Source organism: Thermacetogenium phaeum DSM 12270, assembly GCF_000305935.1.
Taxonomy (GTDB): domain Bacteria; phylum Bacillota; class DSM-12270; order Thermacetogeniales; family Thermacetogeniaceae; genus Thermacetogenium; species Thermacetogenium phaeum.
The window spans coordinates 2,684,258-2,698,317 of sequence record NC_018870.1; the positions used below are offsets into that span (position 1 = coordinate 2,684,258).

The window sequence follows — 14,060 nt, forward strand, 5'->3', positions numbered from 1 at the left end:
ATGGCAGTCGTGCTGAAGGGTATTGAAGAGAAGGTAAGAGAAAAGAGGACCTTGAAGCTGGTTCCCACCACCAAGACCACCAATGAGAGACCTTACGAATTTCCCTATGCCGATATGTACCTCCTCTACGACTACATCCAAAAAACATTCCAGGAAAACTGACATGAAAGAGGTCGGAACAATGATATTCAGCAACAGTTACGGATAACCGCCGGCAATCGGTTGGCCGGCGGTTTTTTTGTGCCCTCCTGCTCACAGACTGCCTGCTTCCCGCATAGCATAATACCAGATTTTACCGCAAGAGAAAGGACGGCCGCTGTCTATGGAAAACGCAGGACTGGATTCGGCATATGTACCGCCGGGCGGGCACAGGCTGCCCCCCCTCCCCTACCCTTACTACGCCCTGGAACCCGTCATCAGCAGGAGGACGCTCCAAATCCACCACGACCGGCATCACCTCGCCTATGTGGAGGGGTTAAATAAAGCAGAACGGAAGCTGGTTGAGGCGCGGCGGACGGGTGATTTCAGTCTGGTAAAGCACTGGGAGCGGGAGATCGCCTTTAACGGATCGGGCCACATTCTGCACAGCATCTACTGGACGGTGATGGCTCCAGGGGGAAGGGGAGCCCCCGGTTATTACACCCGCAGGGAGATTGAAAGATACTTCGGGAGTTTTTCCTCATTTCAGGGGCAGTTCAGCGAAGCGGCGATTCAGGTGGAGGCTTCGGGATGGGGGATCCTGGCCTGGGTGCCTTCCTGGGGGAGACTGGAGATCTTAACTGCGGAAAAGCATCAGAACCTCACCCAATGGGGGGCGATCCCGGTGCTCGTCGTCGATACCTGGGAGCATGCCTACTACCTGGATTACCAGAACCGGCGGAGGGACTATGTGCGATCCTGGTGGAGCCTGGTTAACTGGGAGGAAGTAGAAAGGCGCCTGCGGCTGGCCATGGGGGCAAAGGTGCCCCTGGAGATCAAAGCCGTCTGGTAATCACCGCTATGCTCCGGCGCCAAACCTCACATCCCTTTCGCAGTTGTTTCTTTCACCGATGATCGGGAACCGGCGGGCATTCTTTAAAACGCCGTTCCCGATCAACCGCCCCCCCGGCCCAGCCACCGCAAAATATAATCCACAGCCTTCCCGGTGCGGTCCCTCCCAGCACTGCAGTGCACAAGGACCGGTTTGGGCAGCTCTTCAAAGGCCCGCCGGGCTTTTTCCAGGGCCTTCTCCGTGATCACCCCGCCTGCTTCGGGATCGCGCATCAGAACATGCGCCACGGCGAAACCGCTCCGGCGGTAATACTCCAAGAGGCCTCCGGGAAGTCCGGGATACAACCGCAGATGCAGGTCATCGAGGAGGCAGAGGATGGAGCGAATCCCCATCTCCCGCAGGCTTGAAAGCCACCCGTCCACCTCCTCCCGGGGGACCTCCGAATAAGGTCCGAGGTGTCGCCCCGGCCGGGCGGATCTGGCCAGGACTCCGGGAATCACCCATCGCGGTTCATACACCGACAAACACCTCCCGGCGGGGGTTTAACGAGAAGATGACGCAACGCCCCTGCCATTTCCTTCCCTAAATTCTACAGGATGAGCCGAAACAAAAACAAGGGTTTTCTGCAGACCTTAGACCGCAACCGTTTTTTCATTACGCAAAGGGCAGCCCAGGCAGGGAAGAAATGCCTCACAATCTTTCTTCGAGAATTTTCGGCCGAGTATTTTTCTCTTTTGTCAAGTACCCACTGGTGGGCAGATCATGGGGGCAATTCACGATCTTGTTGCTGATCCTCCTTATCAAAGGAAGACGTCTTCTTGGGGGAGCTGTCTTTCTTGTCGCACAAGGGGTTCGCAAATTGAATTGGCGATTGGCGAAAAAATGTGAAAGCTTTTTTCCTTGTTGCCTCCGGGAAATAGGGAAAACGGTACTAAAAGAATTCAAAGGGCAGGCGGAGCCAAAAGCTCCGCCGTTTGTCGTGATCTTCTTAGCAAAGGGGAGCAGTCGGTAAGTAGACCGCGATGATGACCGTAAAAACAAAAAATTTACACTCAATTTAAGTTTACCAGGAAAAACGGACAAGTCAAGGAAAAACCCTAATCACGGTATTTTGCAGCTTTTAGGAAAGTTCTTTGCCTTCTTCCCGAGGGTTGGTTAGTGAGGGTTGTTTTTTGCAAAAGCGAATGGTTTTGTCTTTTTATCTAGAATCGTTTAGAATCTACTAGGAATTTTTTACATCCGAGGTTTTCAAGGTTCTCAGGGTTACACAAATTCACACAAAACACTGAGGAGGGGATGTGAGCGAGCAATGAAGTGGCGATGGCTGATCACTCTTTTTTTGGCAGGATTGTTCAACATCTTGTTGCTCCCTGCCAAGGCGGGGGCAAGTGAGGCTAATATCGTGCTCCCCGAACTTGCTCCTGAGCAGAGCACCCTATTGATGGTCGGAATCCTTGTTTGCTTGCTAGGGATGATTTTCGGGCTTTACCAATTCCAAAAAGTCCGGCGGTATCCGGCACACCGTTCGATGTTAGACGTTGCGGAAACCATCTACGAAACCTGCAAAACTTATCTCATCCAACAAGGGAAGTTTTTGGTCCTGTTATTCGCTTTTATTGCGGTGTGTATCATCTTCTACTTCGGCTTTCTCCAGCGCATGGGCCTAGGGAGCATGCTGATCATCCTCGGTTGGACCATCATCGGTATTCTCGGTTCTTACGGCGTGGCGTGGTATGGGATTAGAATGAACAATTTGGCCAACAGCCGCGCAGCTTTTGCTGGGCTCGAAAGGCGTCCGGTCAAAGTTATGGGTATCTGCTTGGACGCCGGGATGAGTATTGGCGTGCTCTTGGTATCCGTGGAACTAATCATGATGCTTATTATCCTCCTCTTTGTCCCCCGGGAACTGGCCGGACCAAGTTTTATTGGTTTTGCCATCGGGGAATCTCTGGGAGCTAGTGCTCTGCGGATCGCTGGAGGGATCTTTACCAAGATCGCCGATATTGGTTCCGACCTGATGAAGATCGTCTTCAGGATCAAGGAAGACGACCCCCGCAATCCTGGGGTCATTGCGGACTGCACGGCCGACAACGCCGGAGACAGCATTGGGCCTACAGCCGACGGCTTCGAGACCTACGGAGTAACCGGAGTGGCTCTCATTACCTTTATTGTGCTTGCGGTTGTTTCTGAACTGCAGACAACCTTGCTTACCTGGATCTTCGTGATGCGCATCCTGATGATCATCACCTCAGCGGTCTCTTTCTTCATCATCAAGGGAGTAACCCAGTACCGCTACGGCAACCGCGATCATCTCGATTTCGAGCAATCCCTAACCAATCTGGTTTGGCTAACTTCCCTCCTTTCCATTGCTGTAACTTACGGTGTCAGCTACGTGATACTGGGGCCGAACTCGGGAATTCCAAAAGATCTCCAGCACCTGTGGTACATCTTGGCGACAATCATCAGCTGTGGAACCTTGGGTGCAGCTTTAATTCCCGAAGTTACCAAGATCTTTACCAGCCCCAAGTCAGGACACGTCCAGGAGGTCGTAAAGACATCTCGGGAAGGAGGAGCTTCCCTGAACATCTTGTCAGGGGTTGTGGCGGGTAACTTTAGTGGCTTCTGGATGGGGATGGTTTTCATCCTGCTCATGTTCATTGCCTACTTGGCGAGTACCTTTGGCCTTGCTGAAATCATGGCTTATCCGTCGATTTTTGCATTTGGCCTTGTAGCCTTTGGAATGCTTGGAATGGGGCCGGTAACTATTGCTGTCGACAGTTACGGCCCAGTAACCGACAACGCTCAATCCATCTATGAACTTTCCCTTATTGAAACCATTCCGAATATCGACGAGGAAATTGAAAAGGACTTCGGGTTTAAGCCAGATTTTGACAAAGCTAAGTACTACCTGGAAGCGAATGATAGTAGCGGCAACACCTTCAAGGCTACCGCGAAGCCAGTTCTCATTGGAACCGCAGTTGTTGGAGCGACGACGATGATCTTTTCTCTGATCCTGGTCATCAAAAATGTCCTTGGGGTGGATCCAGCAACGCTCCTCACAATCCTTAACCCCTACACCATCCTTGGTTTTGTCTGTGGGGGAGCCGTAATTTACTGGTTTTCAGGGGCTTCCGTCCAAGCGGTTACAACCGGTGCCCATAAAGCGGTGGCTTACATCAAACGGCACATCAACTTGGATCCCAACGCCAACCAAAGGGCAGCCACCGAGAATTCCAAGGAAGTTGTCCGCATCTGTACACAGTACGCACAGGCGGGGATGCTGAACATCTTCGTTGCCTTGTTCTCCTTCGCCTTGGCCTTTGCCTGTCTTTCGGCTCCCATGACGACGCCGGCAGCTGTTGCCCTTTTCGTTTCCTATCTGATTTCCATCGCCTTTTTTGGCCTCTTCCAGGCTGTTTTCATGGCCAATGCTGGCGGCTGCTGGGACAATGCCAAGAAGGTGGTGGAAGTTGACCTCCAGGAAAAGGGCTCTGAGCTTCATGCTGCTACTGTCGTCGGCGATACTGTTGGCGATCCCTTCAAGGATACCTCTTCGGTATCCCTCAATCCGATCATCAAGTTCACGACGCTCTTCGGCCTTCTTGCCATGGAAATTGCCATTGCCGAAGGTTTTAGGGATGTAGCACCTTATGTTGGTCTCGTCTTTCTTGCAATTGCCATCTTCTTCGTATGGCGAACGTTCTACCGGATGACCATTCCCGCCAGGGAGTAAGAGGGAGGAATCCGAGCCACCCCTAAAATATCACAGTCCGGTGACAAAAAGGAAATTTTTGCTCTTGCATTTTCTTTTAGGAGCGGCTATACTGTACAAAAATACCTCAAAACCCGTGAAGGGGAAAAGTACGCAGGACACCGGTTCCCAGAGAGGGAGTGTCACCGGCTGCAAGCACTCCCGGATCAAGACCTGCCGAAGTTCGCCCCGGAGGTGTCGGCTGAAACCGCCGTTCGGCGGCAAGTAGGCTTGACCGTCGGCTCCCGACGTTACACGGGAGGGGGTATCGGAAGACACTTCCCGTACTCTTAAACAAAGGGGGTTCCGTTCCGACAACGGGCCACCTAGGGTGGTAACGCGGAAAGCAAAGGCTTCTCGTCTCTAGGGCGAGAGGCCTTTTTATTCAGCTCCGGAACGGCCCTCCCGGAGGGGTCTTTCCCGTACCCTTAGACAAGAGGGCCTGATCGGCCAAGAAGGGTGGTACCGCGGAAGCCCGCTGCTTTCGTCCCTGGGGGAAAAGCAGCGGGCTTTGTTTATCTAAAGAGTCTCAATTTGAGTGAGGGCGGAAAACCTGAAGTCACCCCGGCGGCCACGAGTCGGTGACCGGCAATCGGTCGCCGGTCTCGTTGGAGACGTCTTGCCATTCCTTTCCATTCCAGACCAATCGCTTATCACCGGCAACTGGCAAGGCGAAGGCATTGCCGAGCCCGAAAGCGGGCACAGGGAGGAACCGTCCGTTAACTTTCAGGATAAGGAGGCATAAAAAAATGGTCATCGTGATGAATCTTTCAGCAACAGCGGAGGAAATCAGGGAGGTACAGCAGAGGTTGGAACAGGCCGGGTTCCAGGCCCACTTCATCCGCGGCGTCAAACGCCTGGTAATCGGAGCCGTTGGGAACAGGAGCGCCATCGATTCGCTGGCCCTCGAAGCCATGCCCGGAGTAGAAAGGGTCATACCGATCATGAAACCGTATAAGCTGGTCAGCCGCGAGGCCAAGGGGAAGAGCAGCGTAGTCCGGGTAGGAAATGCCACCTTTGGAGCAAACAGGCTGGCGGTGATCGCCGGTCCCTGCGCCGTAGAAAGCGAGGAACAGCTGCTGGAGGCCGCCCGGCGGGTGCGCGCGGCGGGTGCCTGCATGCTGCGTGGGGGCGCCTTCAAACCGCGCACCTCTCTCTACAGCTTCCAGGGGCTGGGAGTCGAGGGGCTGAAGCTGCTGGCCGCGGCTTCCTCGGTCACCGGTCTTCCCACCGTAACCGAGGTTGTTGACGAAGCCAGCCTGGAGCTGGCAGTGGAATATGTGGATATGCTCCAGGTGGGAGCCAGAAACATGCAGAACTTCAGCCTGCTCCGGGCGGTGGGGCGCTCCGGCAAGCCGGTCCTGTTAAAACGCGGCTTTTCCGCCACCATCGACGAATGGCTGATGGCCGCCGAGTACATTGTCGCCGAAGGAAACGAGAACGTGGTGCTCTGTGAACGGGGAATCCGCACCTTTGAAAAGGCCACCCGCAATACCCTGGACTTGAGCGCCGTCCCGCTGGTCAAGAGGTTGAGCCACCTCCCGGTGGTTGTCGACCCCAGCCACGCCACCGGGAACCGGCACCTGGTGACTCCCATGTCCCTGGCGGCAGTGGCAGCGGAAGCAGACGGCCTGCTCATCGAAGTCCACCCGCAGCCCTCCCAGGCGTTGTGCGACGGCCCGCAGTCCCTTTCCCCCGACGAGTTCGACATCCTGATGGGGCAACTGCAGCGGATCGCTACTGCGGTAGGGCGCAGCGCCTGAAAGGAGGGAAGGCAGTGAAACGAATCGGATACCTGGGGCCGCCGGGCACCTTCTCCGAGGAGGCCGCCCGCCGCCACCGGGGCAACGGGGAAGGAGAACTGGTGGCCTGCGCTTCTCTGGAAGAGGTCTTCGCCCGGCTGGAAACGGGGTTGCTCGAGGAAGGGGTGGTGCCGGTGGAGAATTCCAGTGAGGGAGCAGTCAGTGTGGTTCTCGACATGCTGGCAGCACACCCTGAGCTGACCGTACGCGGTGAGGTTGTGATGCAGGTCGTCCACAGCCTGCTGGTGCCGCCGGGAGTAAAACTGGAGATGGTGGAGAAGGTTCTCTCCCACCCCCAGGCCTTCGCCCAGTGCCGCACCTTTCTCCGCCAAAAACTGGCGGGGGTGGAACTCCAGGAATGCGCCAGCACGGCGGCGGCAGCGGCGCTGGCAGCACGGTGCAGGCGCCCCTGGGCCGCCCTCGCCCCCCTCTCCGCCGCCTCTCGCTACAATCTGCAGGTACTGATCCCCGCAGCCAACGACTGCCCACACAATAAGACGCGGTTTTGGGCGCTCGGAAGGAAAAGGGTTCTCTCCCCGGTACCCCCCTGCAAGACGTCCCTGATCTTCGGGGTCCGGCACCGGCCCGGCGCCCTCTACAGGGTACTGCGGGAGTTCGCCATCCGGGAAATCAACCTCACCCGCATCGAATCTCGCCCATCGAAGAAGGGGTTGGGTGATTATATTTTCTTCCTGGATTTTGAAGGGGCCGCCGGCGACCCGGTGGTGAAGGAGATGCTCGACGTCCTGACAGAAGAACACACCACCACGCTGAGAGTTCTGGGGTCGTACCATGTAGAGCAGGAATAATAAGACGCCTGTTTGCGAACGGCTTCCCGGCGTCCGGAGGCTCTCCTCTTAGGCGGCCTCTTGACGGTAGCTCCCGGTCCCTTCGGCTGGAACCCTGCACCATCCACCCTTAACAAAAAACCGGCTGCCCTGAAAATACGCTTCAGTTTATCCTTGCGCTTGCTCCCGGACTCCGGTTTAACTCGCCCTAAGACTTGTCGCAGACGGCAGCCGACCGGCTTCTATGACGGCATCCCTGCCGCAGAGTCGCCTATCTCGACATCCTGTCTCGATTCGGCTGCCGTTTGCTGCTCCTTCGTCAAGGGCGAGTAACAACCTCCGTCAGGTCGCTGCGCTGGCAAGGATAAATCCTTTTTTCGTTCCTCTGTTGGTGCCGCCGCTGGCGGTATGGGTGGTCTAAGACAAAAATAGCGGGAGAAGAGCCGGCCTGCGCCGGGCTCATTCCCCCGCAGTGCTCAATCACTTGCATTTCAGACCTCTGGCCGGCGCCGCCTCTATCTATCAACAGCCCGGAGCCGTCGCTCCCTTCCCGGTGATTCTGTTTTTCTCATCCACGAAGACCACACGGGGCTCGTAATGACGGGCCTCATTCTCTTCCATATGAATATAGGAGAGGATGATCAGGATGTCCCCCGGCTGTCCGAGGCGGGCCGCCGCCCCGTTCAGACAGATCTTACCGGACCCCCGCTCCCCCTCGATGACATAGGTTTCAAAACGGGCGCCGTTGTTGTTGTTGACAACCTGCACCTTTTCATAGGGAAGAATGTCCGCCGCCTCCATTAAATCCCGATCGATGGTGATGCTCCCCATGTAGTTCAGATCGGCCTCCGTCAGGACCGCCCGGTGGATCTTCGATTTCAACATGGTGCGGTACACGGTCTCACCTCCAGGTCGATGTTGTCGATGAGCCTGGTCTTTCCCACGTAGACCGCCGCCGCCAGCAGCACCCGGCCCTTCAGCTCCCCTAGTTCTGCCAGATCCTCGCCTCCCACAACCTCCACATAGTCTACCCGGATGCCGGGTGAGGACTCGAGCACCCGCAGGATCTCCTGCCGCACCCGCCGGGGATCGGTCTCCCCTTTGAGGATCATCTCCTTACCGGCGGACAGGGCGCGGGGGAGGGCCAGAGCCTGTTTCCTTTCCTCCGGGGAGAGATAGGTGTTGCGGGAACTCAAGGCCAGGCCGTCGGCCTCCCGGATGATGGGGCAGGTGACGATCCGAACGGGAATATTGAGGTCGGCGACCATCTTTTTGATGATAACGGCCTGCTGGGCATCCTTCTGCCCGAAATAGGCGCGGTCCGGCTGCGTTATGAGGAAGAGCTTCAGGACGACGGTGGTGACCCCGCGGAAATGCCCGGGACGCGACCTACCGCACATTTTCTCGGCGATATCACCCTTGACCTCCACAAAGGTGCTGTATCCTTCCGGGTACATCTCTGCACCGGAGGGAGCAAAGACGTAGTCCACACCTGCAGCCTCCGCCAGCCTGTTATCCCGCTCCGGGTCCCGGGGATAGGTGGCGAAATCCTCTTTTGGGCCGAACTGAAGGGGGTTCACAAAATTGCTCATCACCACGATGTCGTTCTCTCCCCTGGCAGCCCTGATCAGGCTCAGGTGCCCCTCGTGAAGATAGCCCATAGTGGGCACGAGTCCAATGCTCTTCCCGGACCGCTTCAGATGCAGGCAGAGCTCCTGCATCGCGGCAACCCTTGTGATGACTTCCATCAGATAAAAACACCGTCCTTAATCGTGGAGTTTACGGGCAATTCTTAAATCAATAACAGTGTTCAGGCCCGGGGAATACCCCCTCTGCCACCTCTTTTTTGAAGGTGGCCAGGGCGTCCATGATGATGTCGTGCAGGTTGGCGTACTGCTTCACAAACTTCGGCACCTTCTTGCCGGTGACGCCCAGCATGTCGTGAAGCACCATCACCTGCCCGTCACAGTAGGGCCCGGCTCCACAGGACAGCGTCGGGATTCTCAGGCGGGCGGTAACCTCCTTCCCCAGTTCCGCCGGAATGCACTCCAGAACCAGGGAGGAGATCCCCGCTTCCTCCAGGATCAAGGCGTCCTCGATCAGCCGCTGCGCCGCTTCTTCGGTTCTTCCTTGCACGCGGTGGCCGCCGAATACGTGGACCGACTGTGGGGTCAGGCCCAGGTGGCCCATCACCGGGATTCCCGCCTCCACCAGTGCGCGGACGACCTCTGCGTGCTCCCGGCCTCCTTCCAGCTTAACGCAGTGCGCCCCTGCTTCCTTGAGATAGCGACCGGCATTCAGCACGGCATCGGCAACCGTCGTCTGGTAAGAGAGAAAGGGCATATCGCCGACGACCATCGCCCGTTTGGCACCGCGGGCAACCGCCTTGGTGTGGTGCAGGCTCTCCTCCATGGTGACCGGCAGCGTGTTCTCGTAACCGAGCACCACGTTCCCCAGGGAATCCCCAACCAGCAGGATATCGATGCCGGCTTCGTCGAGGAGCCGGGCCGACGGATAATCGTAAGCCGTCAGCAGGGTGATCTTCTCCCCCCGCTCCTTCATCTCAAGCAGTGTTGCCGTCGTGACGCGCGACATAATCAGCCCTCCAGTTAAGATTGTTGGAGAAGCGAGCGCAACCCGGCCGCCCGCTCCTCATCTATTGTTCCCTTCTTCAAGGCAACCTCTACCGTAACCAGGCCAAGGGTTTTGTAAACGTCTAAAAGCTGTGGCAGGCCTTCCAGGGCTGCCAGGTGCTTTGCCACCGTTCCGAGATCCCCCCGCGATATGGGGCCCGTCAGGGCGCCGGGGATTCCGAGTTTCTTGACATTCTCAAAAGTCCCCTCCACCAGCGGAAAAAACGCCGGCAGCCCCACCTCACCCGGAACACCGGCAGCTTCGAGAAGCTGCGCGGCCACATCTAGGAGCCCCACCAGGTAGTTGCAGGCCGTACAGGCTGCGGCGTGGTAGAGCACCTTGGACTCCGATTTGAGGATGAAGTGCTTCCCTTTCAGTTTCTCCACCATCTCCCGGGCGAAACCGTACCCCCGTTCGTCCCCCTCGATGCTGAAATAGCTGCCGGGGAGGAGGGCGACGGCCTGATCCACAGAGGCAAAGGACTGGATGGGATGCACCGAAAGGGTTACCGCCCCCCTCTCCGCCGCCGGCGCCAGCACCTGAGAGGAATGGGCACCGCTCATGTGGAGGAGGATCTGCCCGGGATGGATGGCCCCTTTTTCGGCAAGCTCCGCCGCCACGGAGGCAATGGCGTCATCGGAGGTGGTGAGAAAGAGCACCTGCGACCTGCTGGCCAGCTCCTCCTTAGGGAAAACCGGAACTCCCAGCCGCTGCGCCAGCCTGTCCGCGGACTCCCGCGACCTGCTGGCCACCCCGACTACTTCGTATCCCGCCTGCTGGAGCAGAACGGCAAAGGCAGAACCCACCTTACCGGCCCCGATGAAGCCCAGCTTCAAAGGCAACACCCCCTCCTAAAGCCGGCAACAGCATCGTTTTCGGCGCCGGAACCGATGCCGCCGGACTGAGGATCGACAACCTGCAACCATCGCTTCTGAGCAGACACAAAAAACAAAAGCCTTCTGAGATCCAGAAGGCAGTCGGCCATTCACGTTGTTATTCTTTTACCTTCCGTCTCATCCCCAAGAGGTACAAGCGGCTGGTTGTGTAAAGTTCCTCTCAACTTCTCAGGCGGATCCTCCGGTATGGTGCTCCGTCCCATCCGCATACCGCCGTTTTTATCGTTTTTATTATAACACGAGGCCTATCCCCGGCACAACCGGATTTCCCCTCCCTCGCCCTTTTCCTGAAGCTCTTCTGCGTGCTCCCTGGTAGTCCGCCCGTCCGGATGGATAAGGTCGGGGGCGATCTCCTGCAGCGGCACCAGCACAAAGCTGCGTTCGTACATCCTGGGATGAGGAATGATCAGCTCCGGGGTTTTCAGAACCAGATCCCCAAAAAGAAGGACGTCCAGGTCGATCACCCGGGGCCCCCAGCGGATCAGGCGCTTCCTCCCCAGCCTGTTTTCGATCCCCTGAAGCACATGGAGCAGCTCAAGGGGCGCCAGGGTCGTCGCCACCTCCACCACCTGATTGAGGAACCACCCCTGGTCGCGGTAGCCGACAGGTTCGGTTTCGTAAAGGGAGGAACGGCGTAGAAGCCTGATTTTCGGGTGTGCTGCAAGCTCCCGACAGGCCGCTTCCAGGTAAGCGCTCCGGTTCCCCAGGTTGGAGCCCAGGCTTAAGAATACCCGCCTTTCAGCCACACCCCTCACCTCCCCTGCTGATCTCCACCGCCACATAGGAGAAGGTGCCCTTCAAAGGGGCGTGCGGTTTCTTCACCCGCACCAGCACTTCGGCAACGGGATACTCTGCCAGCACCGCCTCGGCAATCCGCTCCGCCAGGGCCTCGATGAGGGAGAAAGGCTCTCCGGTGACGATCTTCTTGACAGCTTCAAAAACCCTGTTGTAGTCAACTGCCTTGGCGAGGTCATCGCTTTCCCCCGCCTCCTTTAGGTCGCAGGAGATCTCCAGGTCAATGATGAAAGGCTGGCCTAGCTCCCGCTCTGCAGGGAGAACCCCGTGGTAGCCGTAAAACTCCATTCCATTGATAATAATGCGGTCACAGCTCTTCTTCCCGCTCATTGATCACAAAAACCCCCTAGAACAATGATTTACCGAAACCCGCGGAATGAAGCAAACCACCGGTTACCAATCCTAACGGCTGTTCATAATGGCATCGGTCATGCGCGCCGCCCGCACGGATTCTTTCACATCATGGACACGGATGATGTCAGCCGCTCCTTGCGCTATTCCCCAAACCACGGTGGCGATGCTCCCCTCCAGGCGCTGGTCGACGGGGAGGTTCAGGGTATTGCCTATCACCGATTTGCGGGAAGTGCCGAGGAGCACCGGCTTACCCAGGGACCGCAGTTCCGCCAGGCGCCTGAGAACGATGAGGTTCTGCTCGGTAGTTTTCCCGAAGCCGATCCCGGGATCGATGATAATGTTCTCCGGGCTCACCCCTCCCTCCTCCGCAATTCTGATGCTCTTGCGCAGGAAGGCGATGATTTCCCCCATCATATCCCGATAGGCGGTGTCCTTCTTGTTGTGCATGAGGACTACCGGAACGTCGTATTCACCGGCAACTTTAGCCATTCCGGGATCGCGCTGAAAACCCCAGATGTCGTTGATGATATGCACTCCGGCCTCCAGTGCCGCCCGGGCGGTCTCCGCCTTGTAGGTATCTACCGAAATAGGAACCTTAAGCTCCTTCACCAGCCGCTCCAGGACCGGCCTGAGGCGCCGGATCTCTTCCTCAGCAGGGAGCGGTTCCTGGGTCCAGGTAGCAGGGCGGGTAGACTCACCCCCCACATCGATGATATCCGCTCCCTCCTCCACCATCCTGTGGGCATGTTCCACCGCTGCCGACGGGTCGAAAAACTTCCCGCCGTCTGAAAAGGAGTCGGGAGTCACGTTGAGAATTCCCATCACCAGGGTGCGCTCCCCCAGGGTGAGGGAAAGGTCACGGCAGCGGAGGGTTCGGACCTCCTTCTTTCCGTAGTTGCGAAGGACATCCTGAATCTCATCGGCCAGCCTGCGCAGCCCAAAGGGCTGCATCTTGATCTTTTTACAGAGCTCGTCGTACTGCCTCAGGGTCCCCATGAGCAGGACGTCCGTCTCCTGAACGGAGAAGTTTCCGGCCTTCCTGCTGACAGCAGCCTCTCCCCCCCGGGAGAGCATCTCCTGTTTCAGGATAAGTGCCGCCGGGGTACCTAATTTTTTCACTTTGATGATGTAGTGCAGCGCTTTAGGTGCCATCCAGCGCACCCCGCCGGAGTCAACCCCGATCTCCTCCAACGCCCTTTTAGCATCCTCAGAATCGATAACAATTTGAACCCGCAGATTATTCCCCTCTCGTCTTTCCACCTCAACCATCCTTTTTCCGATATTCTCAGCTCTGTTTCCCCACGGCAGGCCACAGCAGATGATGGAACGGGGATAAAGACCGTAGCGCCGACCGGCTGCCGACCGACCACCTCTTGCGGGGATAACCGGGCCGCAGAGAAGGATCTAACGAAGAAGGATGTTCCCGCAGAAAGGCCCTCCCCGGTGAGGAACATCAATATATCAACACCAAGTTCCCCGTCTCCATAGTTGGAAACTTATAGCACTTCTTTTGGGCGCTGCACTCATGGCAGGCCCTGGAGAGGTTATCCGCCCGGTGCAGGAGTTCCCCCAGCAGGGTCATCTGGTCACCGTGCTCTCTGTGCTCCAAAATCGCCCGGGTGACGATCCTGATTTCGTTGGGAGTGAACCCTGCCCGCTCCATAATTTCCCCGGCATAGCGAGCTCCGACTGCAGAGTGATCCTCCCCTGTCTCATACTGCCTCCAGCGTCCAATATCATGGAGGATGCCGGCCGCATAAACAACCTCTTTGGCCTCCCGCGTCCCCTTAAGGTCGTTGTCTTTGATAAAACTCCACAGAGCGCCAGACTCCAGAATCAAGATATAAGTAATCCTGGCCACGTCCACAAAGTGCTGGAGATCGTGCTTACAAAACTCCCTCTCCTTTTCTATTTCCGCGGTTTTGGCAAGGCACTCTTGAAACAAGGGGTCACGGACAATGGCATCGATGCGTTCCATCCTTCTTCTCCTTCCTTTTTCTGCCCATAGGGCAGCTTAAAGATAATCCAAAAAGTTAGGAAAAGCCCCGA

General features: G+C 57.1%; 14 protein-coding genes. 5 read left to right on the top strand and 9 right to left on the bottom strand.

Features of this window, described 5'->3' with window-relative positions; translation table 11 throughout:
• Positions 1-162 carry a hypothetical protein gene (locus TPH_RS15495; protein ID WP_015051692.1) on the top strand — a complete coding sequence of 54 codons (162 nt, stop codon included), beginning with the start codon at positions 1-3 and terminating at the stop codon, positions 160-162.
• Positions 163-322: 160 nt separating this feature from the next.
• On the top strand, positions 323-991 hold the full coding sequence (locus tag TPH_RS13220; protein WP_015051693.1) for a superoxide dismutase: 669 nt from the start codon (positions 323-325) through the stop codon (positions 989-991).
• A gap of 101 nt (positions 992-1,092) precedes the next feature.
• Here the strand turns inward: TPH_RS13220 and TPH_RS13225 are convergent, their stop codons facing one another.
• The gene (locus TPH_RS13225; protein WP_015051694.1) at positions 1,093-1,509 is read right to left on the bottom strand and encodes a tyrosine-protein phosphatase; all 417 of its coding nucleotides are present in this window, start codon (positions 1,507-1,509) and stop codon (positions 1,093-1,095) included.
• A gap of 791 nt (positions 1,510-2,300) precedes the next feature.
• On the opposite strand from TPH_RS13225, the gene TPH_RS13235 reads away from it, so the two are divergent.
• From TPH_RS13235 to pheA, 3 genes are all read left to right on the top strand, one after another.
• Complete coding sequence (locus tag TPH_RS13235; protein ID WP_015051695.1) at positions 2,301-4,724, top strand: sodium-translocating pyrophosphatase; 2,424 nt, start codon at positions 2,301-2,303, stop codon at positions 4,722-4,724.
• 767 nt (positions 4,725-5,491) lie between these two features.
• Positions 5,492-6,505, top strand: a complete 1,014-nt coding sequence (gene aroF, locus TPH_RS13250; RefSeq protein WP_015051696.1) for a 3-deoxy-7-phosphoheptulonate synthase — start codon at positions 5,492-5,494, stop codon at positions 6,503-6,505.
• A 14-nt stretch (positions 6,506-6,519) separates the two neighbouring features.
• A complete protein-coding gene (gene pheA / locus TPH_RS13255; protein WP_015051697.1) occupies positions 6,520-7,353 on the top strand; it encodes a prephenate dehydratase in 834 nt (277 codons plus the stop codon).
• Positions 7,354-7,854: 501 nt separating this feature from the next.
• On the opposite strand, the gene panD is transcribed toward pheA, so the two are convergent.
• The 8 genes from panD to TPH_RS13295 all read right to left on the bottom strand — a co-directional run bounded on the left by panD (position 7,855) and on the right by TPH_RS13295 (position 13,989).
• Positions 7,855-8,229 carry an aspartate 1-decarboxylase gene (gene panD, locus TPH_RS13260; protein WP_015051698.1) on the bottom strand — a complete coding sequence of 125 codons (375 nt, stop codon included), beginning with the start codon at positions 8,227-8,229 and terminating at the stop codon, positions 7,855-7,857.
• Positions 8,211-9,080: a pantoate--beta-alanine ligase gene (gene panC, locus TPH_RS13265; RefSeq protein ID WP_015051699.1), complete on the bottom strand. Its 870-nt coding sequence runs from the start codon at positions 9,078-9,080 to the stop codon at positions 8,211-8,213. The genes panD and panC overlap by 19 nt, the downstream gene beginning before the upstream one ends.
• A gap of 49 nt (positions 9,081-9,129) precedes the next feature.
• Positions 9,130-9,930, bottom strand: coding sequence for a 3-methyl-2-oxobutanoate hydroxymethyltransferase (gene panB / locus TPH_RS13270; RefSeq protein ID WP_428837360.1), 801 nt, complete (start codon positions 9,928-9,930; stop codon positions 9,130-9,132).
• Positions 9,931-9,941: 11 nt separating this feature from the next.
• Positions 9,942-10,811, bottom strand: coding sequence for a Rossmann-like and DUF2520 domain-containing protein (locus TPH_RS13275; protein ID WP_201764458.1), 870 nt, complete (start codon positions 10,809-10,811; stop codon positions 9,942-9,944).
• Between the two features lie 296 nt (positions 10,812-11,107).
• A complete protein-coding gene (folK, locus tag TPH_RS13280) occupies positions 11,108-11,608 on the bottom strand; it encodes a 2-amino-4-hydroxy-6-hydroxymethyldihydropteridine diphosphokinase (protein WP_015051702.1) in 501 nt (166 codons plus the stop codon).
• Positions 11,601-11,987: a dihydroneopterin aldolase gene (folB, locus tag TPH_RS13285; RefSeq protein WP_015051703.1), complete on the bottom strand. Its 387-nt coding sequence runs from the start codon at positions 11,985-11,987 to the stop codon at positions 11,601-11,603. Before folB ends, folK begins: the two co-directional genes overlap by 8 nt.
• Positions 11,988-12,059: 72 nt before the next feature.
• Positions 12,060-13,280: a dihydropteroate synthase gene (gene folP, locus TPH_RS16660; RefSeq protein WP_015051704.1), complete on the bottom strand. Its 1,221-nt coding sequence runs from the start codon at positions 13,278-13,280 to the stop codon at positions 12,060-12,062.
• Positions 13,281-13,464: 184 nt separating this feature from the next.
• A complete protein-coding gene (locus TPH_RS13295) occupies positions 13,465-13,989 on the bottom strand; it encodes an HD domain-containing protein (RefSeq protein ID WP_015051705.1) in 525 nt (174 codons plus the stop codon).
• Positions 13,990-14,060: the final 71 nt, after the last annotated feature.